Here is a 21,693-nt window from a genome sequence, read left to right on the forward strand (position 1 = left end):
GCACAGAGCCTGCAATATTCCATTCATGCAGGACGCAGCCGATAAAAATATATTTTTGGACATAACAACCAGTGCCTTTGCCGGAGCGCCCCATGACATCGTTCTTACCGTTTATCCGCCTCAAAACGCTGCTGGTCGCCAGCGCCCTGGCATTGAGCCTGCAACCGCTGGCCGAAGCCGCCGAAGCGCCGCCTGCGGAAGTCCATCTGGATTACGCTTACTACTCACCCGTGAGTCTGGTACTCAAGCATTTCGGCTTTCTCGAAAAAGCTCTGCCACAGAGCAAAGTCAGCTGGGTGCTGAGCCAGGGCAGTAACCGTTCGCTGGAATATCTGAACAGCGGCGGCGTCGATTTCGCCTCCAGCGCCAGCCTTGCCGCTGTGCTGAGCCGGGCCAACGGTAGCCCGATCAAGTCGGTCTACGTCTACAGCCGCGCCGAATGGACCGCATTGGTGGTGCGCAAGGATTCGCCCTACCAGAGCCTCGCCGACCTCAAGGGCAAGAAAATCGCCGCCACCAAAGGCACCGATCCGTACCTGTTCACCCTGCGCAGCCTGCAACAGGCCGGGTTGAAGAAAGACGACGTGGAACTGGTGCACCTGCAACATCCGGACGGCCGCACCGCGCTGGAAAAAGGCGATGTCGACGCCTGGGCCGGACTCGATCCGCACATGGCCGCCAGCCAGGTGCAGGCCGGTTCACGTCTGCTGTATCGCAACCCGGCATTCAACAGCTACGGCGTGGTCAGCGTCACCGAGCAGTACGCCAAGGAACATCCGCAAACCATCGACACGGTGATCAAAGCCTACGAGCAGGCGCGGCAATGGGCGCTGAAAAATCCCGAGGAGTTTGCCGCGTTGCTGGCCAAGGAATCCGGTCTGCCGCTGGACGTGGCCAAACTGCAGTTGTCGCGCACCGACCTGAGCAGTCCGCAACTGACCGCCAACGACGTGCAAGCGTCGAAAGCCGCAGCACCGATTCTGGTCTCCGAGGAACTGGTGCGGCGTGGAGTGAATGTCGATCAAGTCATCGATCAGTTGCTCGACAATGGTGTGCAGCAAGCCGTCGCCCGCCAGTAATCGACTAGACTCACCGCTCATCCCTGTTTGACGCGGATGAGCGGTGAGCGGAGCCCCCGCATGACCATTCGCAGTAATGAATTGCCCGCGCCTCCCCGGAGCTTGTCGAGGCCGCGTCCTCCAACCCTCAATCCGGCATGGCGACGGCGCCTGAAAGGCCTGGCCCTGCCGCTGCTGATCGTGGTCGCCCTGGAGTTCATCGTGCGTCTCGGCTGGCTTCCGTCCTATCAAATGCCGGCCCCGAGCGAGATCGCCCTGACCCTCACCGACCTCGCCGAAGGCGCACTGTGGAAACACATCAGCGCCAGCCTGTTGCGGGTGTTGCTCGGTTTTGCAATTGGCGCCAGCCTGGCGCTGGTGTTCGCCGCTTGGGTCGGCCTGAGCCGTGAGGCCGAGGCTTATCTGGAACCGACATTCGCCGCGCTGCGTTCGATTCCGAGTCTGGCCTGGGTGCCGCTGTTGCTGCTGTGGCTGGGCATCGATGAAACCTCGAAGATCGTGCTGATCGCCATCGGCGCGTTTTTTCCGGTGTACGTCAACGTGGTCGCGGCGATTCGCAACATCGATCGCAAACTGGTCGAAGTCGGACACATCTATGGCTTCAGCCGCTGGCAACTGGTGCGGCGGATTCTGTTGCCCGCCGCCCTGCCCGGCCTGTTCACCGGACTGCGCAGCGGCATGAGTCTGGCGTGGATGTTTCTGGTGGCCGCCGAGCTGATCGCCGCGACCAAGGGCCTCGGTTATCTCCTCAGCGACGGCCGCGAAACCTCGCGACCGGACATCGTGCTGGCGGCGATTATCGTGCTCGCCGTGCTCGGCAAACTCAGCGACGGTTTGCTCGCGGCGCTGGAACGCCGCTGGCTGGCCTGGCGCGACACGTTCACCGGCCAGGAGGCGCAGGATTGATTGGCCAGAGCCAACTATGCTGAAAGCGTCCACCCAGAGATTCGGCGCATGTGCGGAAGACTCTCGCAATACCGCGGCATTCACGACTTTGTCGCGGTGCTGAGCATTCCCGATGCGCTGATCAATCATGTCGGCGATGCGCCGCTGGCGCGATACAACGCCGCGCCGACCACGTCACTCGCGGTGCTTCATCAACATGATCAACGCCTGTATGCCGACAACCTGCGCTGGGGCTGGCGCCCGCACTGGGCCAAAGACCGCGCGGCGCCGATCAACGCCCGCGTGGAGAAAGTCGCCCATGGGCCGTTCTTCCGGGCGATCTGGCGTCATCGGCTGATCGTGCCCATCGACAACTGGTTCGAATGGGTCGACGGCCCGGATAAAACCCGACAGCCGTGGCTGATCCGTCGTGCCGATCACGGGCCGGTTTTCTGTGCGGCCATCGGCCAGTTTCCGACACCCGGCAGTGATGGTCGGGACGACGACGGTTTTGTGATCATCACCGCCGAAACCGTCGGCGGCCTGCTCGATATTCATGATCGCCGACCCGTGGTCTTTCGCGCGGAGCTGGCCGCCGCGTGGCTCGACCCGGCAACACCGGCGGAACGTGCCGAACAGATGCTGCTGTTCGAAGGTGAATCCAGCGAGGCATTTGCCTGGCACAAAGTCGGCAAAGCCGTCGGCAATTCTCGTAATCAGGGTGCCGGACTGATTGCCGAAGTGGCTTAAAGATCCGTGATCTCACGCGTTTACCCTGTAGGAGCTGCCGCAGGCTGCGATCTTTTGATTTTTAATTTTTTAAAAGCAAGATCAAAAGATCGCAGCCTGCGGCAGCTCCTACAGGTGATTACAGGTGACACTCGATCTTTACAGCTGGTGTTTCATCGTTGAAACACCCGGAAAAAAACAGTCGTTTGAGCGAACCAACCGCCTGTCTGACATTTCAACCGTCATACATACATTTACATGCACTACGGATAGCATGCGCGCCGCATTTCCATTTGGCATACCAGTTGACCAAAGAGTCAGCAAAACCAGGAATCCCCTACAACTTTAACAAGCCTTGCAGAGAACTAAGTTGCGCGACGATTTTGCAATCAAACAGGCCAACGGCCTGGAGTGTATCTATCTGTCCATGACAGAACGCTTTCAACTCGACTGTTTTATCGGCCACTACATCAAGACCCGAAACCTGCGTTCAGTGCCGGACATCGAACGCATCCTGCGCACTACTCTCGAAGGCTATCCCGGCCACCCACCGGTGATGGTCAACGAGCTCAATGCATGGATCGACAAGACCCTGGGCTATCGGGCGTCACATCCGGACTTCCCGTCTCTGGAAGACCTCTGAACAACAAAAAGCCCCGCTGTTGCGGGGCTTTTTGCAGATTGCTCTCAGAGCTTCATATCAGGCCCGGTGAGTTCCTTGCCATCGTCGTGCTTCCACGTCTGTTCCTTGCGTTTCTCACGCTCGATTTCTTCTTCGCTGGGCTCGTCTACTTCATCGTCTACTTGTTCGTCTTCATCCGGACGCTTTTGCTCGGTCGTCATGTGCACCTCGCCTTGTCAAAAATAGTCATCCAACCAGCTTAGAACAGTTTTTTACCGGCAACTTACAACCACCAGCGCAGCAAAAAGAAAAACGCCATGCTCAAGAGCATGCTGAGCAAGGTATTACGGGTGTACAGCACCAGCCCGATCGCTACGAGCGAACTCAGCAAATACGGATTATCCCACTGTAAATTCAACTGTTTGTCCGGCATGAACACGATCGGCCCGCAGATCGCGGTCAACATGCCCGGCACGGCAAAGCCGAGAAACTGCCGTGCGTTGCTGCTCAAGCGCACCGGCAGGCGCGGTTCGAGAAACACGTAACGGTTGAGGAACACCAGAATCCCCATGCCGAAAATCACTGCCCAGACCATCATGCGCGCCCCCGATACAGCTTGTTGCAGACAAATCCTGCGGTCATCCCCGCCAGGCCCGACAACACCAGTGCCCAGCCCCACTGCCAATAACTGAACAGCACCGAGCAGAACAGCGACACCGCCACGCACACCACGGTCGGTACGTTACGCACCACCGGGGTGATCAACGCGATGAAGGTGGCGGCAATCGAGAAGTCCAGCCCCAAGTGCTCAAGCCCCGGAATGCTGCTGCCCAGGACGATGCCGGCCAGGGTGAACAGGTTCCAGGCGATATAGAACGTCAGACCAACGCCCAAGGCGTACCAGCGATTGAACTGCTGGCGATCATGCTGGCTGGTGAGGGCGAACAGTTCATCGGTGAGCAAAAAGCCCAGGCCGATGCGCCAGCGCCCGGGCAGCGGCGAGATTACAGAGCGCATGCTCATCCCATATAACAGGTGCTGCGAGGTCAGCAGCAGCGTGGTCAACAGGATCGAGAAAATCCCGGCACCGCCCTTGAGCATGCCGATCGCCACCAGTTGCGCTGCTCCTGCAAACACGATGGTGGACAGGCCCTGCCCCTGTAACGGCGTGAGGTTGGCTTCGATAGCCATAGAGCCGGCCAGCAGCCCCCACGGCGCCGTCGCCAGTGATAACGGCATGATCGCCGCAGCGCCGCGAAGAAACGCACGGCGCGGCATAAGTGAGTCAGACATAACGCTCTTCAACCGAGGAAACGGTCGCAGACTCTGCCAGCAATTGGCCTTTCATGGCTTGAACAATCTTGCGCACTTTGCGCCAAATCGCAGCGCCCCGGCGTCGCTGTCGGCGTACCATGGAGGCCTTCACAACCGCGTCAGGGAGACGACATGCTGTACCGAATCGCAGCCGACGGGCTGGTGCTGTTCCATCTGTCATTCATTCTGTTCGTACTGTTCGGCGGGCTGCTGGTGCTCAAGTGGCCACGCCTGATGTGGCTGCATCTGCCGGCGGCTGCATGGGGCGTGGCGGTCGAGGTGTTGCACCTGACCTGTCCGTTGACCTACTGGGAAAACCTGATGCGCCACGCCGCCGGGCAGACGGAATACGCCGGCGGCTTCATCGAGCACTACATCTGGCCGATCATCTACCCCGCAGGTCTGACGCCGCAGATCCAGTTGGCGCTGGGCAGCGTGGTGCTGGTGATCAACCTGCTGGTCTACGGGCGCCTGGCCCGTGCGTGGAAACTGCGCCGCGCCAGCCGGATCCCGTTTTAACGCGCGGCGGGTTTCAAGGCTTGCAGCCAGGCCGGATCCAGGCGCTTCTGGTCGACCTCCAGACCCAGCGCCTGCATCCGCTCCTGGTGCGCTGCGACCTCCCGCTGCAACTGCGCGTGATCGCTGGAGTTACCGTCCAGTTCGTGCATCTGGGTCAGCCCCAGATGATAGAAACGCAGCACCTTCATCGCGGTCGGATCGTTCTGTTCCACCGCAGCGGTCACCTGATGCATCACGTTGGTCACGCTCATCAGGCTGCGCTTGAGCCGCCAGCTATAGACTGCCGGGGCCATCCACGCCTGCTGCCAGAACTGCCCGCGCATCAGCGCCGCTGTCAGCAGGAAAGCCACGAACACCCCGCCGACATTGAACCGCAGGTTATCGCCGCCAGGCTCGCCGAACAGTGCCACCGCGGCCGTCGAAAGCACCATCGCCAGCACCAGGAACAGCACGGCAATGATCAGCGTGCTGCGGCGCGTCTGCTGGCGAAACGTTGCTGGGTCCATCGGCTGGATCTCGAACATCAGGCATGACTTCCTTGAGCGATAAAAAGGGCAACGGAAAAAACTCGTTGCGCATTATCGCCTCTGTGCACGATTTAGCTATGCTGGGGGCCCTTTTCATCTTTTCAGCGTCCAACGGGGACATGGCGGTACAGCGCAGATCGTGCCATCTTCATTCATGGATACACACTATTCGGATGCCATTTGCCTGCCATTGGAATGACATCGTTTTAAGGATCATTGCATGACCCAACGACACGTAATCAACGCCTCGGTCAGCCCGAAAGGCAGCCTGGAAACCCTTTCTCAACGTGAAGTGCAGCAACTGAGCGAAGCCGGATCCGGCAGCACCTACACCCTCTTCCGCCAGTGCGCCCTGGCCATCCTCAATACCGGCGCGCATGTCGACAACGCCAAGACCATCCTCGAAGCCTACAAGGACTTCGAAATCCGCATTCACCAGCAGGATCGCGGCGTGCGCCTCGAACTGCTGAACGCCCCGGCCGACGCGTTCGTCGACGGCGAAATGATCGCCAGCACCCGCGAGATGCTGTTCAGCGCCCTGCGTGACATCGTCTACACCGAAAACGAACTCGACAGCCAACGCATCGACCTCAGCTCCTCGCAAGGCATCAGCGACTACGTGTTCCACCTGCTGCGCAACGCGCGCACCCTGCGTCCGGGTGTGGAGCCGAAAATCGTCGTGTGCTGGGGCGGCCACTCGATCAACACCGAAGAATACAAATACACCAAGAAAGTCGGCCACGAACTGGGCCTGCGCAGCCTCGACATCTGCACCGGTTGCGGCCCCGGCGTGATGAAAGGCCCGATGAAGGGCGCGACCATCGCCCACGCCAAGCAGCGCATCCATGGCGGGCGCTACCTCGGCCTGACCGAGCCGGGGATCATCGCCGCCGAAGCGCCGAACCCGATCGTCAATGAGCTGGTGATCCTGCCGGACATCGAAAAACGTCTGGAAGCGTTCGTGCGTGTCGGCCACGGCATCATCATCTTCCCGGGCGGCGCTGGCACCGCCGAAGAGTTCCTGTACCTGCTGGGCATCCTGATGCACCCGGATAACGCCGGCCTGCCGTTCCCGGTGATCCTGACCGGGCCGAAACACGCCGCGCCGTACCTGGAACAGCTCGATGCCTTCGTCACCGCCACCCTCGGCGATGCGGCGAAGCAGCACTACGAGATCATCATCGACGACCCGGCCGAAGTCGCGCGGCAGATGACCGCCGGCCTCAAAGCGGTGAAACAGTTCCGCCGCGAGCGCAACGACGCGTTCCACTTCAACTGGCTGCTGAAGATCGACGAAAGCTTCCAGCGCCCGTTCGATCCGACCCACGAAAACATGGCCAACCTCAAGCTGCACCGCGACCAGCCGCCCCACGAACTGGCCGCCAACCTGCGCCGCGCGTTCTCCGGGATCGTCGCCGGCAACGTCAAGGACAAGGGCATCCGCTTGATCGAAGAACACGGGCCGTATCAGATCCGCGGTGACGCGGCGATCATGCAGCCGCTCGACGCACTGCTCAAAGCCTTCGTCGCCCAGCACCGAATGAAACTGCCGGGCGGCGCGGCGTATGTGCCGTGCTACCAAGTCGTGGCATAACCCCGTAGGAGTGAGCCTGCTCGCGATGGCGGTCTATCAATCACCATCAGTGTTGACTGATACGCCGCCATCGCGAGCAGGCTCACTCCCACAGTTTGTATCCATCCCACCTAACCGATCCGTCCTGTTTTCTGACGCAAAAGCCCCGTACATTCCTCACGACAGCCACCCTCGGCCCGTACTAAGCTTCGCGATCAATTTTTCAGGGACGCTTTATGAAACGGATTGCCGCGTGTCTGCTGTCACTCCTGGCCCTGGCGGCCGATGCGGCCGATCTGCAACTGCTCACCGACAACCACCCGCCCCTGCATTTTCAGCAAGGCGATCATCTGGTGGGTTATGGCGTGGACGTAGTGCGCGCGCTGGCGGAACAGACCGGCGACCGGATCGACCTGCAGCAGGTGCCGTTGCTGCGTGCCTTGCGCACCGCCAGCGAAACAGCCAACACCGGCGTATTTACCGTACTGCGTACTGATGAGCGCGACGACCGCTATCAATGGGTCGGGCCGCTGCTCGAAGTCGAAACCGCGCTCTACGCCCATGCCAACAACCAGCCGCCGGTGAAAACCCTGCAGCAGGCGGATCAGGCAGGTCGCATCAGCGTGCCGCGCAAATGGCTGGTCTACAGCTACCTGCAACGACAAAACCTGAAGAACCTCGACGGTGTCGAAACGCCGGAACAGATGATGCGCCTGTTCAGTCTGGGCCGAACCGACTTCGTGGTCTCCGACACCCTGTCCACCGCCGCATTGGCCCGCACCCAAGGAATGGAACCGGGACGCTTGCAGTATCAGATGTCGTTGATGAAACAGGACACCTACATCGCCTTTTCGCTGCAGACCGATCCGGGTCAGGTCAAACGCTGGCAACAGGCGCTGGAAACCTTGCGCGCCGACGGGCGCCTGGAGCAGATTCGCCAGCGCTGGCTGATGAATGCACTGCCGAGATAATCATTGGCTGAACTGGCCCCATCGCTGGCAAGCCAGCTCCCACAGTGGTTTGTGTTGTTCACAGACTTTGTGATCCATGCAAAACCCTATTGGGGCTGGCTTGCCAGCTACCCCAGTTTTCTGTGTTGTTCACAGATTTTGTGATCCATGCAAAACCCTGTGGGAGCTGGCTTGCCAGCGATGGGGCCAGCAAGAACAACATCAATCCACCAGCCGCGCCGCCAACGCCTTGGCCTGCAACGCCACATCCGTCACCGCCGTGCTCTCCCACCACATCCCGCGCAACGGTGGCCCCATCGCGAACAATCGGCTGCCGGCCTGCCCTTCAGCGTCCAGCACCGCTCCGTCCACCGCCGCCGCAATCCCCAACGCCAACGGCCCCGGACGCACCAGCCCGCGCGCCAGCAACTGCTGCGGCAGCGGTCGCGCGACGCGGCGCCAGTCGTACTCGATACCACTGGAATTGATCAGCGCTGCGCCATGCACCACGCAGGTTTCTGCCTCGCCACGACGCCGAATACGAATGCTCACTCCCTCGCCCACCGCCGGCTCAAGCCCCTTGAACGACGCCGCCTGAATCCGCAACCGCCCCTCCTTGTGCAAGCGCTCCACCAACGTCGCACTCAACGGCGGCGAACGGTGATGATGACTCTCCCACCACGGCCGTACATGGCGTACGAATTGTCGACGCTGCACGTCAGTCGCCTGACTCCAAAGCCGTCCGATATGAGCCCGCACCGTGTCCAGCGGCGCCTGCCAATCAATGCCCTGAGCGATCGCCTCGCGGCAATGCCTGCGCAATTCGCGCAACAACTGTCGCGGTGTGCGGATGCTCGGATCTTGCGCAAGAAAATCCACCCACGTCGGCGGTTGGCGCCGCACATGGGGTAACAGTCCGTGGCGGGAAAACACTTCGATCGGCCCGCGATGCCCGGCTTGTTCCAGCGAAACCACTGCATCGACCATGGTCAGGCCGGAACCGATGATCAGCACGGTTGACTGCGGATCGAGCTGACGCATGGCGGCGACATCCCACGGATCAAGCGCTGCGGCATTCAGGCCGCTGGACTCTTTCTGCGGCGTGCGTGCGGCGGGGAACATGCCCGTGGCGAGCACGGCATAGGCACCACGCAGAGTCTGCCCATTGTTCAAACTCACTTGCACCGAATCGGTATCGGTTTGCAGATCGACGACTTCGGCGCAAACATGCTCGACGGTCGAACCGTGCTGCGCACCTACGACTCGTGCCTCGGTCAGGCGCTGCTGCACATAAACGCCAAACAGCCCGCGCGGCGGGAACAGCTCACTGATCGGCACATTCTGCTCGGCAGATTCCGGCCAGCCACCGGCAGCGACGTGCGCGGTCAGCCATTGAGTCAGGTCATCAGGGTTGTCCGGGTCGACACTCATGCGCGCCGCATTGCCATTGAGCGTGTGGCCCAGTTCGACGGCGCTGTAGGCTTCGCCACGGCCGAGTTCGGCACGTGGTTCGATGATCAGGATCCGGCGTTGGCCGGGCAGTCGCAATAACTGCACGGCCAGCATCGTGCCGCTAAGGCCACCGCCGATGATCAGGATGTCTGCTTGAAGGGGTACACAATCCACCGGTGCGTCAGTAGTTCCGCCCATGCCACTCTCTGCTCGCTGCTGCCTGATCGATCACACCAGATTACGGTTTTGACGAATGAACAGGTAGACATAAAACGTGAGGAGGGGAGGCAATCCGGTTTCTTTCAGCGGCTCATTCAACAATTGCTCGACCGGCAAAGCCAGGCGAGCATTTGTTGTGGTCGGCTAAATGCTCATGAATGCTTAATGGTGTACTTTACGATCTGAGAATGGTCTTCATTCCCCGCATAGTCATAAATGATGTAGCGGAAAACTCTGTCTGGCCCCAAGTAATGCAGCAGGTGCTCCTTCTTTATATTGTGCCGATAGGATCCTTCAACCAAATCACCTAAATGCACGCCACCCACGACCTCATGATCCGCAATAAAAATGGAAATCTTATTTTCGGGATCAGAGTTCAAGAGTTTCGGAATGAGCGCTGTCGCTCCATCCGGAGGAACGTCAGTTAACTTGATTACCTCACCTACAGCCTGTTCAATTTGCAAAGCAGCGAGCGCAGTCATTTGAATTCACCTTCGGTAGCTTTCAATGAGGCCGCATCATCGCGATGAGATGCGAGCGTTTCCAGAGGCTGTCAATCAGTCCCTCCGATAAGCGCCATCTCAACTCAGCCACCGGGATCGGTCTACTGTCAGAAATTACAGGTCGAGACGCATTCCCGACGAACGGCCGGAAACAATCAAATCACCACATTACGCACAAAGCGCACCGCTACCGGCCCGTCATTGCGATAGCCGTGGGGCTGGTTGCTGGCAAACATGAAAAACTCGCCGGTCGCAATGGTATTGGTCACCTCACCCACCGTTAACGTCAGGCAACCTTCGAACACGTAGATCTGTTCGCTCCAGCCATCGGCATCCGGTTGCGACGGATAGACCTCACCCGGTTGCAGGCACCATTCCCACTGCTCGACTTCACGGGTGGCGGTGGCCTTGGACAGCAGCACCGCCTTACTTCCCGGAATGACTCCGGCCCAGGCCACCTCGTTGATGCGGCTGGTATCGCGTGCGTCGGGGGCCTGGATCAGGTCGCTGAAGGCCACGTCTAGCGCTTCGGCAACCCGGTCGAGGGTAGTCAGGCTGACGTTCTTTTCCCCGGCCTCGATCGCCACCAGCATGCGCCGACTGACGCCGGACTTTTCCGCCAGCGCAGTCTGGCTCATGTCGGCAGCGTGGCGCAGGCGCCGGACGTTGTGGCTGACGTGTTGCAGGACGGACGCCCGTTGACTGGAATCTTTGTGCACTATATTGCTCACTCGGTAGGGTTGGGCAGTATACTGCGCAACGTTGGACGCATTGTGCGTCCTGCCTTTTATAGTGCGCAAGGTCATGACGTCAGTGAACAGCTCCCCCACGCCTCTTCGCTTCTCCCGCTTCAGCAAGGCCGAGTGCGTGCTGGTGCTGATCACCATGGTCTGGGGCGGCACGTTCCTGCTGGTGCAGCACGCCATGACCGTGAGTGGCCCGATGTTCTTTGTCGGCCTGCGCTTTGCCGCTGCGGCCGCCATTGTTGCGCTGTTCTCCTGGCGCCACTTGCGTGAACTGACCCTGTTCGAGCTCAAGGCCGGCGCCTTCATCGGCGTGGCGATCATGCTTGGTTACGGCTTGCAGACGGTTGGCCTGCAAACGATCCCGAGCAGCCAGTCGGCATTCATCACCGCGCTGTACGTGCCCTTTGTGCCGTTGCTGCAATGGCTGGTGCTGGGCCGTCGTCCGGGGTTGATGCCAAGCATCGGCATCATGCTGGCGTTTACCGGTTTGATGCTGTTGTCCGGACCGTCCGGGGCGTCGTTGAATTTCAGCCCCGGCGAAATCGCTACGCTGATCAGCGCCATCGCGATAGCCGCCGAGATCATTTTGATCAGCACCTATGCCGGTCAAGTCGATGTGCGCCGGGTGACCGTGGTGCAATTGGCGATGACGTCGGTGCTGTCGTTCCTGCTGGTGGTGCCGACCGGCGAAGCGCTTCCGGATTTTTCCTGGACCTTGCTGGTGACCGCGCTGGGTCTCGGCGCGGCGAGTGCGGCGATTCAGGTGGCGATGAACTGGGCGCAGAAAAGCGTTTCGCCGACCCGGGCAACCTTGATCTACGCCGGTGAACCGGTGTGGGCCGGGATCGTCGGGCGGATCGCCGGGGAGCGTCTGCCGGCAATTGCCTTGGTGGGTGCAGGGTTGATTGTCGCGGCGGTAATTGTCAGTGAATTGAAGACCAAGGGTAAGGTTGTCGAAGCAGTTGAAGGTGCCTTGGAGAACGACAGCGGTAATTGAAAGCGAAGATCAAAAGGTCGCAGCCTGCGGCAGCTCCTACACGGAATGCATATCCCTGTAGGAGCTGCCGCAGGCTGCGATCTTTTTCCCCTTGAAACAAAGCCAAACCAATTTTTTCAGACTACTTTGTAGGATTCTGAGACATCCTGGCGTTTGGTAATCAGGGAGCTGGCACGTATGATGCTTCACAAACTTCCGCAGATTAGAAGCCTATGTCCCTGATAGTTCTACTGCTTCTGCCATTCATTGGCAGCTGTCTGGCAGCGGTGCTGCCACACAACGCGCGCAATACCGAATCCCTGTTGGCAGGTCTGGTCGCTCTGATCGGCACCGTGCAGGTCGCGCTGTTGTACCCGCAAATCGCCCACGGCGGGGTGATCCGCGAAGAATTCATGTGGCTGCCCAGCCTCGGTTTGAACTTCGTCCTGCGCATGGACGGCTTTGCCTGGCTGTTCTCGCTGCTGGTGCTGGGCATCGGCGCCCTGGTCTCTTTATATGCGCGTTATTACATGTCGCCGGACGACCCGGTGCCGCGCTTCTTCGCCTTTTTCCTGGCGTTCATGGGCGCCATGCTCGGGCTGGTGATCTCCGGCAACCTGATCCAGATCGTGTTCTTCTGGGAGCTGACCAGCCTCTTCTCGTTCCTGCTGATCGGCTACTGGCACCACCGCTCCGATGCCCGGCGTGGCGCCTACATGGCGCTGATGGTCACTGGTGCGGGAGGATTGTGCCTGCTGGCGGGGGTCATGATCCTCGGCCATGTCGTCGGCAGCTATGACCTGGACAAGGTCCTGGCCGCCGGCGATCAGATTCGCGCACATGCTCTCTACCCTGTTCTGCTTCCTCTCATCCTCATTGGCGCGCTCAGTAAAAGCGCCCAGTTCCCCTTTCATTTCTGGCTACCGCACGCGATGGCGGCGCCCACTCCGGTTTCGGCTTATCTGCACTCGGCGACCATGGTCAAGGCCGGGGTGTTCCTGCTTGCGCGCCTGTGGCCGTCGCTGTCCGGCAGTGAAGAATGGTTCTACATCGTCAGCGGCGCCGGTGCGTGTACGTTGTTGCTCGGCGCCTACTGCGCAATGTTCCAGAACGACCTCAAGGGCCTGCTGGCCTACTCGACCATCAGCCATCTGGGCCTGATCACCCTGCTGCTGGGTCTGAACAGTCCGCTGGCGGCGGTTGCCGCGGTGTTCCACATTCTCAACCACGCGACCTTCAAGGCTTCGCTGTTCATGGCCGCCGGGATCATCGACCACGAGAGCGGTACCCGTGACATCCGCAAACTCAGCGGCCTGATCAAACTGATTCCGTTCACCGCCACATTGGCCATGGTCGCCAGTGCGTCGATGGCTGGCGTGCCGCTGCTCAACGGCTTCCTGTCGAAAGAAATGTTCTTCGCCGAAACCGTGTTCATCAACGCCACCGCGTGGGTCGAAGCAGCACTGCCGATTGTCGCGACCATCGCCGGGACCTTCAGCGTCGCCTACTCGCTGCGCTTCACCGTCGACGTGTTCTTCGGCCCGACCGCTACCGATCTGCCGCACACCCCGCACGAACCACCGCGCTGGATGCGTGCACCGGTCGAGCTGCTGGTGTTCACCTGTCTGGTCGTCGGGATCTTCCCGGCCCAAGTGGTCGGTCCGCTGCTCGCGGCAGCCGCGCTGCCGGTGGTGGGCGGGACCTTGCCGGAATACAGCCTGGCGATCTGGCACGGTCTGAACGCGCCGATGATCATGAGCCTGATCGCCATGTCCGGCGGCATCGTGGTCTATCTGCTGCTGCGCAACCAGCTCAAGCGTGGTCGCTTCAAATACCCGCCGCTGGTGGGCCGCTTCAACGGCAAGCGCCTGTTCGAGCGCAGTCTGGTGCTGATGATGCGCATGGCCCGTCGGGTAGAACGCCGACTCGGCACCCGCCGCCTGCAAATGCAACTGTTCCTGATGGTCCTGGCGGCAGTGCTCGCCGGCCTGATCCCGATGTTGCACAGCAGCCTGAGCTGGGGCGACCGGCCGAAGATTCCGGGTTCGATCGTGTTCGTCACCCTGTGGCTGCTGGCAATCGCTTGCGCCCTCGGCGCCGCATGGCAGGCCAAGTATCACCGTCTCGCCGCCCTGACCATGGTCAGCGTCTGCGGGTTGATGACCTGCGTGACCTTCGTCTGGTTCTCGGCACCGGATCTGGCTCTGACGCAACTGGCGGTGGAAGTGGTGACCACGGTGCTGATCCTGCTCGGTCTGCGCTGGCTGCCCCGGCGGATTGAAGAAGTCTCGCCACTGCCGTCGAGCCTGCGCAAGGCCCGGGTACGGCGCTTGCGCGACCTGCTGCTGTCGATTGCCGTCGGCGCCGGCATGGCGCTGCTGTCCTACGCGATGCTGACGCGGCAGACGCCCAACGACATTTCCTCGTTCTACCTCAGCCGGGCCATGCCCGAGGGCGGTGGCAGCAACGTGGTCAACGTGATGCTGGTGGACTTCCGTGGTTTCGACACCCTGGGTGAAATCACCGTGCTGGTGGCCGTGGCGCTGACCGTGTTCGCCCTGCTGCGACGCTTCCGCCCGCCGAAAGAAAGCCTGCAATTGCCGGCCCAGCAGCGCTTGCTCGCGCCGGACGTGGTCACCGATCTGGTCAACCCGCGTAGCGCCAGCGACACCGCGCTCGGTTTCATGATGGTGCCGGCGGTGCTGGTGCGCCTGTTGCTGCCGATTGCGCTGGTGGTGTCGTGCTACCTGTTCATGCGCGGTCACAACCAGCCGGGCGGCGGTTTCGTCGCCGGACTGGTGATGTCGGTGGCGTTCATCCTGCAATACATGGTCGCCGGTACGCAGTGGGTCGAGGCGCAAATGAGCCTGCGACCGCTGCGCTGGATGGGCACTGGCCTCCTGTTCGCCACCGCCACCGGTCTCGGCGCGATGGCGGTCGGTTATCCGTTCCTGACCACCCACACCTGGCATTTCGCCTTGCCGCTGCTGGGCGAGATCCATATCGCCAGCGCGTTGTTCTTCGACATCGGCGTGTACGCCGTGGTGGTCGGCTCGACGCTGCTGATCCTCACCGCCCTCGCCCACCAATCGGTGCGGGGTCACAAGACCGCGTCGCTGCCCAAGTCCGTCGCCAGCAAAGGAGCCGTCTGATGGAAGAAGTCATCGCAATCGCCATCGGCGTGCTCGCCGCCTCCGGGGTCTGGCTGGTACTGCGGCCACGGACGTTTCAGGTGGTCATGGGCCTGTGCCTGCTGTCCTACGCGGTCAACCTGTTCATCTTCAGCATGGGCAGCCTGTTCATCGGTAAAGAGCCGGTGATCAAGGACGGCGTGACCCAGGACCTGCTGCACTACACCGATCCGCTGCCGCAGGCACTGGTGCTGACCGCCATCGTCATCAGCTTCGCCATGACCGCGCTGTTCCTGGTGGTGCTGCTGGCGTCGCGGGGCCTGACCGGCACCGACCACGTCGACGGCCGGGAGCCCAAGGAATGATGGCGATGACTCACCTGATCGCGGCACCGATCCTGCTGCCGCTGCTGACCGCCGCCATCATGTTGATGCTCGGCGAAAAGCACCGACCGTTGAAGGCGAAAATCAACCTGTTCTCCAGCCTCGTCGGCCTGTTCATTTCGGTGATGCTGCTGCAGTGGACGCAAACCACCGGCGTGCCCGGTTCCATCGGTGTGTACCTGCCGGGCAACTGGCAGGCGCCGTTCGGCATCGTGCTGGTGGTTGATCGCCTGTCGGCCTTGATGCTGGTGCTGACCGGGATCATCGGCGTCAGCGCCCTGCTGTTCGCCATGGCGCGCTGGGACGGCGCGGGGTCGAGCTTCCACGCGCTGTTCCAGATTCAGCTGATGGGCCTGTATGGCGCCTTCCTCACCGCCGACCTGTTCAACCTGTTCGTGTTTTTCGAAGTGTTGCTCGCCGCCTCTTATGGCCTGTTGTTGCACGGTTCGGGTCGGGCGCGGGTGTCGTCGGGCCTGCATTACATCTCGATCAATCTGCTGGCCTCGTCGCTGTTCCTGATTGGCGCGGCGTTGATCTATGGCGTCACCGGCACCCTGAACATGGCCGATCTGGCGCTGAAGATCCCACTGGTGCCGGAAGCCGACCGGGGCTTGCTGCATGCCGGCGCGGGGATTCTCGCGGTGGCGTTCCTGGCCAAGGCTGGCATGTGGCCGCTGAACTTCTGGCTGGTGCCGGCCTACTCCTCGGCCAGTGCACCGGTGGCGGCGATGTTCGCGATCATGACCAAGGTCGGCGTTTATACCTTGCTGCGCCTGTGGACGCTGCTGTTCTCCGGCCAGGCCGGGGCGTCGGCGTTCTTCGGTGGCGACTGGCTGATCTACGGCGGCATGGCGACCATCGCCTGCGCGGCGCTGGCGATTCTGGCCGCACAACGTCTGGAGCGCATGGCCAGCCTGAGCATTCTGGTGTCGGCGGGGATTCTGCTGTCGGCGGTGGGTTTCGCCCAGCCGAATCTGATCGGTGCGGCGCTGTTCTATCTGGTCAGCTCGACGCTGGCGCTTAGCGCACTGTTCCTGCTGGCGGAGTTGATCGAGCGTTCGCGTTCGGCCAACGAAATCCCGTTGGAGGATGAAAGCGAGTTGCTGCCGCGTCCGCAGGAATCGCTGCAACCGCCCAAAGGCATCAACCTCGATGACGAGCAAAAAGCCGTAGTCGGTCAGGTCATCCCGTGGACCATGGCGTTTCTCGGCTTGAGTTTCATTGCCTGCGCGTTGCTGATCATCGGCATGCCGCCGCTGTCCGGGTTCATCGGCAAGCTCAACCTGATCGGTGCGCTGCTCAATCCGCTGGGGCTGGGCGGCGAGGCGCCGATCTCCAACGCGGCCTGGGCGCTGCTGGCGCTGCTGATCCTCTCCGGACTGGCCTCGTTGATGGCATTCGCGCGCATGGGCATCCAGCGTTTCTGGACGCCCGAGGAGCGCCCTTCGCCGCTGCTGCGCAAGCTTGAATGCGCACCGATCTTCCTGTTGCTGGGGCTGAGCATCGCGCTGACCTTCAAGGCCGAACCGCTGCTGCGTTACACCGAGGCCACCGCCGACGCGCTGAACAACCCGCAGCAATACGTGATGGCGGTGCTCGGCACCCGCGCCGTGCCCAGCCCTGAAGCCAAAGCGGCGATGCTGGAGGTGCAGCCATGAAGCGCGTATTTCCGGCACCGTTGCTGTCACTGGCGTTGTGGGTTTTGTGGCTGACGCTGAACCTGTCTGTCAGCCCGGGCAACCTGCTGCTCGGCGCAATCCTCGGCTTCGCCGCACCATTGATGATGCGCAAGCTGCGCCCGAAACAGGTGCGCATTCGCCGCCCGCTGACGATTTTGCGCCTGTTCCTGATGGTCGGCCGTGACGTGATCCTCTCCAACCTGATCGTCGCCTGGGGCGTGCTCAACGCCGGTCGCCGCCCGCCGCGCTCAGGCTTCGTCAAAGTCCCGCTGGACCTGCGCGATGCCAACGGTCTGGCGGCGCTGGCGATGATCTGCACCGTGGTGCCCGGCACCGTGTGGTCGGAGCTGGCGCTGGATCGCAGCATTCTGCTGCTGCACGTTTGGGATCTGGATGACGAGGCGCACTTCATCCACCACTTCAAGACTGCCTACGAGCAGCCGTTGATGGAGATTTTCGAATGAGCCCGCTGCTGTCGAACGCGATTCTGCTGACGCTGTTCCTGTTCTCGCTGGCGATGGTTCTGACCCTGATTCGCTTGTTCAAGGGGCCGTCGGCACAGGATCGGGTACTCGCTCTGGATTACCTGTATATCGTTGCCATGCTGATGATGCTGACGCTGGGCATTCGTTACTCCAGTGACACTTATTTCGAGGCGGCGCTGCTGATCGCGCTGTTCGGCTTCGTCGGCTCGTTTGCCCTGGCGAAATTCCTGCTGCGTGGCGAGGTGATCGAATGACTGCTGAATTGTCGCTGTGGGTGGAGATTCCGGTGGCGATCCTGCTGGTGCTCAGCGGTGTGTTTGCGCTGATTGGCGCGACCGGATTGCTGCGCATGAAGGATTACTTCCAGCGCATGCACCCACCGGCGCTGGCCTCGACACTGGGCGCGTGGTGCGTGGCACTGGCGTCGATCATCTGTTTTTCTGCACTCAAGTCCGGGCCGGTGATGCATGCCTGGCTGATTCCGATTCTGTTGGCGATCACCGTGCCGGTGACCACCCTGCTGCTGGCGCGGGCGGCGTTGTTCCGCAAGCGCATGGCCGGGGATGATGTGCCGGCTGAGGTGAGCAGTCGCAGGACCGAGAGTGGTAGCTGACCCTTAAAAGATCGCAGCCTTCGGCAGCTCCTACATTGGCATGCAATCCCCTGTAGGAGCTGCCGAAGGCTGCGATCTTTCTAGACCCAAGCTACCGCCAACAACCCGGCCCCCAGCACCAGACACAACGGCGAATACACCCAGGTATCCAGCCGCGCAAACCGCGACCCCTTCACTTCCTTGAAAAAACCCACCAGGTTCGAATCGCCGATCGCCCGGGCAAACATCAACAACGCAATCGCGCTGATCACCCATTGCAACGCCTTGTGATGCACCGCCGGCATGCCCCAGCCGACCCGCATGCACACCAGCGCGGCAATCACCAACAATGCTGCCGCTACCAGCAAGGTAATCCAGCCTGACGGTTTGAACGCCGGTCGCACCGTCGCCACCAGTCCTCGCACCGGCACTTGCGGTACCGCCGCCACCGCCGCCCATTGCCCACCCAGCGCCCAATACACGTGTACCAGAGCGATTGCCGCAAATATCGTCACCAGCCATTGAGCCAACACAAAGGTCATGGTCAAGAATCCTTTCGAGGGATTTGAACAAAACATCCTAGTCGGCATTTTTTGAAGTGCACGACCGATCAGCGGTACGGTAAAGTGCCGCCCCATGAAATTCACCCGTTCCGATCGTTCACTGCTGGCCTGGATGCTTTATTGCTGCGTCCTGTTCAACGTGTTCGCCTGCAGCATCGGTCACGGACAAATGGTCGGGATGCAGCTCAACGGCATCGGCGGCCAGTTCTGTACGGTCGATCCGGCCACTCAAGCGCCGCAGAGCAGCAACCCCAGCGAAGAACAACTGCCGACCCTGTCCAAGGCGTTCGGCTGTCCGTTGTGCTCGGTCGGCGGCGGCGTGGGTCCGGCGTTCAACTCCAGCCTGACCCTCGCGGTTCTGCCCGAGCAACACAGCCCGCCGCTGGCGCCCGTTGTCAGCGCCGACCTCCCTGCCCGCTTCACCTGGCCTTCGGCCAATCCTCGCGCCCCGCCGCTCACCTGAGTGACTTTGCCTTTTTGATTTGTCAGCCCACTGCGCCAACGCGCGGCGTTTGCCTGTGCGCTGATTCCCAGACAAGCATTCAGGATTCAACGATGAAACATATTCCTCTGCTGGCGAGCCTGTACGGCTGCCTGTCCCTTAACGCCTGGGCGCAATCCACCGTGGATCTGGCACCGATCACCATCGACGGCGAATCCACCAGCGAACCAGGCCTGAGCCTCGATCAATCCAGCGGCATGGCCTCGCGCCTCGGTCTCAGCGTGCGCGACACACCTGCGTCAGTGGCCGTCGCCAACCGCAACGACATCGAACGCCACGGCGCGCAGAACTTTCAGGACGCCGCCAACACCCTGCCCGGGGTCAATGCCAGCGCACCACCGGGCTTTGGCGGATTCGTCTCCTATCGCGGTTTCACCAGCAGCCAGATCACTCAGATGTTCAACGGCGTCACCGTCTCCGGCGGCCTCGCCCGACCGGTGGATTCATGGATCTATGATCGAGTCGAACTGGTCGGCGGCCCGTCGTCGCTGATCAACGGCGCAGGCTCGGTGGGGGGTTCGCTGAACTACGTGACCAAACTGGCAACTCGCGACGAACAAGCCGCTGAAGGTCGCGTCAGCTATGGCAGTTACGACACCACCGAAACCGCGTTCGGCCTCAACCACGCGCTGACCGACCCGAGCGCCGACGTGCAGCACTACGCGCGACTCGACGTCAGTCACAACACCAGCAACGGCTACATCGACCGGCAGGAACGCGATGCCTGGAGCATGGCGTTCTCATTGCTCAGCGACCTCACGCCGGATCTGTCGCACACCCTGGCCCTGGAATATCAGGACGAACACGAAGACAGCCCGTACTGGGGCACGCCGGTACTCAACCCCAAGGCCGGCGAGTTGAAAATCGACAAACACAACCGCTTCAACAACTACAACGTCGAGGACGGGCGCTACGAACAGCGCACGATCTGGGTGCGCTCGATCATCGACTACCGGATCAACGACAGCACCACCTTGCGCAACACGCTGTATCACCTCGACAGCCAACGCGATTACCGCAACCTCGAGACCTATCAGTACAACACCGACAATAGTGCGGTGAACCGCTCCACCGCCTATCAGGTACGCCATCAGGGCGAGCAGAACGGCAACCAGTTCGAACTGCGCCACGACAATACCCTGTTCGGCCTCGACACCACCTGGTCCGGCGGTTTCGAGTACAAGGTCAACCAGACCACCAACTCGCCGCTGAATATCAAAGGCGCGAGCACGGTCGATCCAAACAACTACCGGCCCGGGCATTTTTACGACATTCCCGGCACCAACCCGACACTGATCAGCGACAAGACCAACGAGGTCACCACCAAGGCGCTGTTCGTGGAAAACCGCCTGGCACTGACCGACAAACTGGCGTTGCTCACCGGCCTGCGTTACGACGATATCGACCTCGACATGACCAACCATCGCACCGTGACGGCCGCCAATCCCAAGCATCTCAAACGCAGCTGGGAGCCGGTCACCGGGCGCGTCGGCCTGACTTACCAGTTCATTCCATCGGCCAGCGTCTACGTGCAATACAGCACCGCCGCCGAACAACCGAACGGCACGCAGGACTTCGATGTTTCCACCGGCAAGCAATGGGAAATCGGCAGCAAGTTCGACTACCTCAACGGCCGTGGCTCGGCGACGGTTGCCGCCTACACCATCGAGCGCAAGGACTTCGCCGTGACTGATCCGCTGGACCCGACCAGCAGCATCCCGGTAGGGCAGCAAACCTCGAAGGGCATCGAGATCGCCAGCTCCCTGCGGATTACCGACAAGCTGTTGGCCGAAGGCAACTTCGCCTGGGTCGATGCGCAATACGACGACTTCACCGAAAAGAACGCCGCCGGCGCGGTGGTCTCCCGCAAGGGCAACACGCCGACCAACGTTCCGGATCGGGTCGGCAATCTATGGCTGACTTACGATTTTTCGCCGCAATGGCAAGGTGGGGTCGATGCGCGGTATGTGGCGTCGGTGTATGCGGACACGGCGAACACCATGACCGTGCCGTCGTACACACTGTTCGGCAGCTTCCTCAGCTACAAGGTCGACTCGCACACCACCGTCACCGGCCGAGTGCGCAACCTGACCAACGAGGTGTATGCCGAGTTTGCGCATGTGTCGCCGGCTTACTATCTGGGTACGCCGCGCACCTTTGAATTGGCGGTGCAGACGAAGTTCTGACCTGACCCGATCCCTTGTAGGAGCTGCCGAAGGCTGCGATCTTTTGACTTTGATTTTTTAAGATCAAGATCAAAAGAT

24 protein-coding genes are annotated in these 21,693 nt (G+C 61.1%); 16 read left to right on the forward strand and 8 right to left on the reverse strand.

Annotation, left to right across the window (positions count from 1 at the left end; translation table 11 throughout):
• Positions 1-92: 92 nt before the first annotated feature.
• The 4 genes from JN524_RS03810 (at position 93) to JN524_RS03825 (ending at position 3,336) form a co-directional block, all read left to right on the forward strand.
• Entirely contained in the window at positions 93-1,079 is a 987-nt protein-coding gene (locus JN524_RS03810; protein WP_202368529.1) for an aliphatic sulfonate ABC transporter substrate-binding protein, read from the forward strand.
• Between the two features lie 60 nt (positions 1,080-1,139).
• Positions 1,140-1,985, forward strand: coding sequence for an ABC transporter permease (locus JN524_RS03815; protein WP_202368530.1), 846 nt, complete (start codon positions 1,140-1,142; stop codon positions 1,983-1,985).
• A 48-nt stretch (positions 1,986-2,033) separates the two neighbouring features.
• Positions 2,034-2,714 (forward strand): SOS response-associated peptidase, encoded by a 681-nt coding sequence (locus JN524_RS03820; RefSeq protein ID WP_202368531.1) that lies wholly within the window; start codon positions 2,034-2,036, stop codon positions 2,712-2,714.
• A 349-nt stretch (positions 2,715-3,063) separates the two neighbouring features.
• Positions 3,064-3,336, forward strand: coding sequence for a hypothetical protein (locus tag JN524_RS03825; RefSeq protein WP_027612979.1), 273 nt, complete (start codon positions 3,064-3,066; stop codon positions 3,334-3,336).
• 44 nt (positions 3,337-3,380) lie between these two features.
• Here JN524_RS03825 and JN524_RS03830 read toward each other — a convergent pair whose 3' ends face one another.
• The 3 genes from JN524_RS03830 to JN524_RS03840 form a co-directional block, all read right to left on the reverse strand.
• Entirely contained in the window at positions 3,381-3,536 is a 156-nt protein-coding gene (locus JN524_RS03830; protein WP_202368532.1) for a hypothetical protein, read from the reverse strand.
• 62 nt (positions 3,537-3,598) lie between these two features.
• A complete protein-coding gene (locus tag JN524_RS03835; protein WP_171061873.1) occupies positions 3,599-3,910 on the reverse strand; it encodes an AzlD domain-containing protein in 312 nt (103 codons plus the stop codon).
• Entirely contained in the window at positions 3,910-4,608 is a 699-nt protein-coding gene (locus JN524_RS03840; protein ID WP_202368533.1) for an AzlC family ABC transporter permease, read from the reverse strand. The genes JN524_RS03835 and JN524_RS03840 overlap by 1 nt, the downstream gene beginning before the upstream one ends.
• Positions 4,609-4,761: 153 nt before the next feature.
• Between JN524_RS03840 and JN524_RS03845 the strand changes: the two genes are divergently transcribed.
• Positions 4,762-5,148, forward strand: a complete 387-nt coding sequence (locus tag JN524_RS03845; RefSeq protein ID WP_027612976.1) for a DUF2784 domain-containing protein — start codon at positions 4,762-4,764, stop codon at positions 5,146-5,148.
• Here JN524_RS03845 and JN524_RS03850 read toward each other — a convergent pair.
• The gene (locus JN524_RS03850) at positions 5,145-5,672 is read right to left on the reverse strand and encodes a DUF3087 domain-containing protein (RefSeq protein WP_202368534.1); all 528 of its coding nucleotides are present in this window, start codon (positions 5,670-5,672) and stop codon (positions 5,145-5,147) included. The two genes, JN524_RS03845 and JN524_RS03850, sit on opposite strands and share 4 nt — an antisense overlap.
• 223 nt (positions 5,673-5,895) lie before the next feature.
• Here JN524_RS03850 and ppnN point away from each other — a divergent pair, with 223 nt between their 5' ends.
• Together ppnN and JN524_RS03860 are read left to right on the forward strand one after the other, a co-directional pair.
• Positions 5,896-7,269 (forward strand): nucleotide 5'-monophosphate nucleosidase PpnN, encoded by a 1,374-nt coding sequence (gene ppnN / locus JN524_RS03855; protein ID WP_202368535.1) that lies wholly within the window; start codon positions 5,896-5,898, stop codon positions 7,267-7,269.
• A 215-nt stretch (positions 7,270-7,484) separates the two neighbouring features.
• Entirely contained in the window at positions 7,485-8,219 is a 735-nt protein-coding gene (locus JN524_RS03860; RefSeq protein WP_202368536.1) for a substrate-binding periplasmic protein, read from the forward strand.
• A gap of 201 nt (positions 8,220-8,420) precedes the next feature.
• On the opposite strand, the gene JN524_RS03865 is transcribed toward JN524_RS03860, so the two are convergent.
• From JN524_RS03865 to JN524_RS03875, 3 genes are all read right to left on the reverse strand, one after another.
• Positions 8,421-9,848 (reverse strand): FAD/NAD(P)-binding protein, encoded by a 1,428-nt coding sequence (locus JN524_RS03865; RefSeq protein ID WP_202368537.1) that lies wholly within the window; start codon positions 9,846-9,848, stop codon positions 8,421-8,423.
• A 173-nt stretch (positions 9,849-10,021) separates the two neighbouring features.
• Positions 10,022-10,351, reverse strand: coding sequence for a hypothetical protein (locus JN524_RS03870; RefSeq protein ID WP_202368538.1), 330 nt, complete (start codon positions 10,349-10,351; stop codon positions 10,022-10,024).
• A 176-nt stretch (positions 10,352-10,527) separates the two neighbouring features.
• Positions 10,528-11,091, reverse strand: coding sequence for a helix-turn-helix domain-containing protein (locus tag JN524_RS03875; protein ID WP_047598262.1), 564 nt, complete (start codon positions 11,089-11,091; stop codon positions 10,528-10,530).
• Between the two features lie 85 nt (positions 11,092-11,176).
• Here JN524_RS03875 and JN524_RS03880 point away from each other — a divergent pair, with 85 nt between their 5' ends.
• From JN524_RS03880 to JN524_RS03910, 7 genes are all read left to right on the forward strand, one after another.
• Positions 11,177-12,115 (forward strand): DMT family transporter, encoded by a 939-nt coding sequence (locus JN524_RS03880; RefSeq protein WP_202368539.1) that lies wholly within the window; start codon positions 11,177-11,179, stop codon positions 12,113-12,115.
• A 212-nt stretch (positions 12,116-12,327) separates the two neighbouring features.
• Entirely contained in the window at positions 12,328-15,246 is a 2,919-nt protein-coding gene (locus JN524_RS03885) for a monovalent cation/H+ antiporter subunit A (RefSeq protein ID WP_115985005.1), read from the forward strand.
• Positions 15,246-15,590: a Na+/H+ antiporter subunit C gene (locus JN524_RS03890; RefSeq protein WP_003225953.1), complete on the forward strand. Its 345-nt coding sequence runs from the start codon at positions 15,246-15,248 to the stop codon at positions 15,588-15,590. Before JN524_RS03885 ends, JN524_RS03890 begins: the two co-directional genes overlap by 1 nt.
• Positions 15,587-17,266, forward strand: coding sequence for a monovalent cation/H+ antiporter subunit D (locus JN524_RS03895; RefSeq protein WP_202368540.1), 1,680 nt, complete (start codon positions 15,587-15,589; stop codon positions 17,264-17,266). Before JN524_RS03890 ends, JN524_RS03895 begins: the two co-directional genes overlap by 4 nt.
• Positions 17,263-17,751: a Na+/H+ antiporter subunit E gene (locus JN524_RS03900; protein ID WP_115989518.1), complete on the forward strand. Its 489-nt coding sequence runs from the start codon at positions 17,263-17,265 to the stop codon at positions 17,749-17,751. Before JN524_RS03895 ends, JN524_RS03900 begins: the two co-directional genes overlap by 4 nt.
• Positions 17,748-18,026, forward strand: coding sequence for a K+/H+ antiporter subunit F (locus tag JN524_RS03905; protein ID WP_003225959.1), 279 nt, complete (start codon positions 17,748-17,750; stop codon positions 18,024-18,026). Before JN524_RS03900 ends, JN524_RS03905 begins: the two co-directional genes overlap by 4 nt.
• A complete protein-coding gene (locus JN524_RS03910) occupies positions 18,023-18,385 on the forward strand; it encodes a Na+/H+ antiporter subunit G (RefSeq protein WP_095136490.1) in 363 nt (120 codons plus the stop codon). Before JN524_RS03905 ends, JN524_RS03910 begins: the two co-directional genes overlap by 4 nt.
• An 80-nt stretch (positions 18,386-18,465) precedes the next feature.
• On the opposite strand, the gene JN524_RS03915 is transcribed toward JN524_RS03910, so the two are convergent.
• The gene (locus JN524_RS03915; protein ID WP_098964385.1) at positions 18,466-18,906 is read right to left on the reverse strand and encodes a DUF3995 domain-containing protein; all 441 of its coding nucleotides are present in this window, start codon (positions 18,904-18,906) and stop codon (positions 18,466-18,468) included.
• A gap of 94 nt (positions 18,907-19,000) precedes the next feature.
• Between JN524_RS03915 and JN524_RS03920 the strand changes: the two genes are divergently transcribed.
• Complete coding sequence (locus JN524_RS03920; RefSeq protein ID WP_202368541.1) at positions 19,001-19,390, forward strand: DUF2946 domain-containing protein; 390 nt, start codon at positions 19,001-19,003, stop codon at positions 19,388-19,390.
• A 92-nt stretch (positions 19,391-19,482) separates the two neighbouring features.
• Positions 19,483-21,615, forward strand: coding sequence for a TonB-dependent receptor (locus JN524_RS03925; protein WP_202368542.1), 2,133 nt, complete (start codon positions 19,483-19,485; stop codon positions 21,613-21,615).
• The last annotated feature ends 78 nt before the right edge of the window (positions 21,616-21,693 follow it).

The organism is Pseudomonas sp. MWU318 (assembly GCF_016756945.1).
GTDB lineage: Bacteria > Pseudomonadota > Gammaproteobacteria > Pseudomonadales > Pseudomonadaceae > Aquipseudomonas > Aquipseudomonas putida_A.